Raw genomic sequence first — 688 nt, forward strand, 5'->3', positions numbered from 1 at the left:
ATGATAACATTATGGCTTTCACACCCAAAGGCAAATGTATCGTACTGCCCAAGTATGCCACTGCACTCGATTTTGCCTTCGAAATTCATACCGAAGTTGGACTTCATGCCGTGTATGCACGTATCAACGGTAAACTGTCCTCTGTCAAGACGGTGCTCCATCGTGGCGATTGTGTAGAGATAGGCACTGCAGAGGATGCAGTACCAGAAGCAGATTGGCAGAACCATGTGCTTACCTATAAGGCAAAGCGTAGTTTGGGCAGTTTCTTCACCGACCGTCCAAAGATGGAGTATAAACGTTGTACCTGCTGCCATCCGTTGCCGGGAGACGAAGTCGTCGGTTTTAAGAATACCGAGGGACAGATTACGCTCCACAAGCGCAACTGCCTCACCGCTATCCGTCAGGCATCCAAGCAGGGCGATACCATTGTAGCTGTGGATTTCAAGGAGAACGAACAATTTCTGTTCCCCGTTCGTATCTGCATCCGTGGTATCGACCGTCATCATCTGCTCAGCGATGTGGTGGCTTGCATTACAGAGCAACAGAACCTCTCCATTTCGGAACTCCATACAGTAACCCAAGACCGCATTGTGGAAACCACGGTGGATTTTGAGGTACATTCTTCCAACGAACTAAAGCAAGCCATTGAAAATATCCGTAAGATAAAAAATGTGGATGAGGTGGCAAG

General features: G+C 48.1%; 1 protein-coding gene. It reads left to right on the forward strand.

Translation table 11 applies throughout. The annotated features are described in order from the left end of the window. Positions 1–11 precede the first annotated feature (11 nt). Positions 12–688 (forward strand): ACT domain-containing protein (locus tag ST42_RS05000; RefSeq protein WP_231556921.1); only part of this gene is annotated, 677 nt, incomplete at its 3' end.

The sequence above is a fragment of the Prevotella pectinovora genome (assembly GCF_000834015.1).
Lineage (GTDB): Bacteria > Bacteroidota > Bacteroidia > Bacteroidales > Bacteroidaceae > Prevotella > Prevotella pectinovora.